At 58.1% G+C, this 1,231-nt stretch carries 1 protein-coding gene; it reads left to right on the top strand.

Going from position 1 to position 1,231, the window contains the following annotated elements:
* Window positions 1–786, top strand: a 786-nt coding sequence (locus AC1DYX_RS31285) for an IS3 family transposase (protein WP_477266128.1), incomplete at its 5' end; no start/stop codon positions are given.
* Window positions 787–1,231: the final 445 nt, after the last annotated feature.

The raw sequence follows: 1,231 nt of genomic DNA, 5'->3' as shown, positions 1-1,231 counted from the left end.
CCGGCGCTGGCCGATCGGGGTGTGTATGTGGCGTCGGAATCGAGCTTCTACCGCGTCCTGAAAGCGGCGTCGCAGCAGCATCACCGCGGCAGGGCGAAGAAACCTTGCGAGCGCGTGGTCACGAGCCATTTCGCTTCTGGTCCGAACCAGGTGTGGAGCTGGGACATCACATGGCTGCCGGCCGCGATCAAGGGCCGGTACTATTACTGGTACATGGTGCTCGACATTTTCAGCCGCAAGATCGTCGGCCATGAGGTACATGTGGCGGAATCGGCGGAGCTGGCCTCACGGCTGATGCGAAGGACCAGCCTGGCCGAGGGGCTGGCTGGTCGTCCGCTGGTGCTCCACTCTGACAACGGCAGTGCCATGAAAGGCGCGACCATGCTGGCCACGCTGGAGCAGTTGGGTGTGGCGCCGTCGTTCAGCCGGCCACGCGTGAGCAACGACAATGCTTATGCGGAGTCGCTGTTCAGGACCTGCAAATACCGTCCGGACTACCCGGGCAAGCCGTTTGGGAGCCTGGAAGAGGCGCAGGCATGGACGCAGAAATTCGTGCGCTGGTATAACCAGGATCACAAGCACAGTGGCCYGAAGTTCGTGACCCCGGCGCAGCGCCACTGCGGGCAGGACGCGGCGATTCTGAAGCGCCGCGAGCAGGTTTATCGCGAGGCCAGAAACCGCAATCCACAGCGCTGGTCGCGGGACATCCGGGACTGGAACCTTGAAGATCAAGTCTGGTTGAATCCGGAACGGATTCGGCCAGAAGCATTAAAGCAGGTTGCTTGAGGTGACGCGACAACTACGTTGACAAACGCCGCAAACAGCAGCAACCAGTGCRTCYGCCACCAACARCAGGATGAGCGCGATCAGCGCTTTTTTGTAGAAATCTTGCATCTTGCACCATAAACGAGTTCGCGCCGACGGACGCGCTATCTCGTAAGAAAGCTTACGCGTGCGGAAGACACACGAATAACAAGGCTGCCGATTTTTTTATGCTGCTGCTAAATTTTGCTTTTATGAGGAGAATTTGTTACCGCCGTGGCTAGAACGGTGGGAAGCCTGCTGCATTACAGCCGTATCTGCAGTCGGGCCGGAACAAAGCAAAAAGCCCGCTCAATCGATATTGAGCGGGCTGTTGCGTATAACTAGCCTGACGATAACCTACTTTCACACTGGTTGCAGCACTATCATCGGCGCAAAGTCGTTTCACGGTCCTGTTCGGGATGGGAAG

The organism is Massilia sp. P2_C2, assembly GCF_056404615.1.
This window is presented reverse-complemented; position numbering and strand designations above follow the sequence as displayed.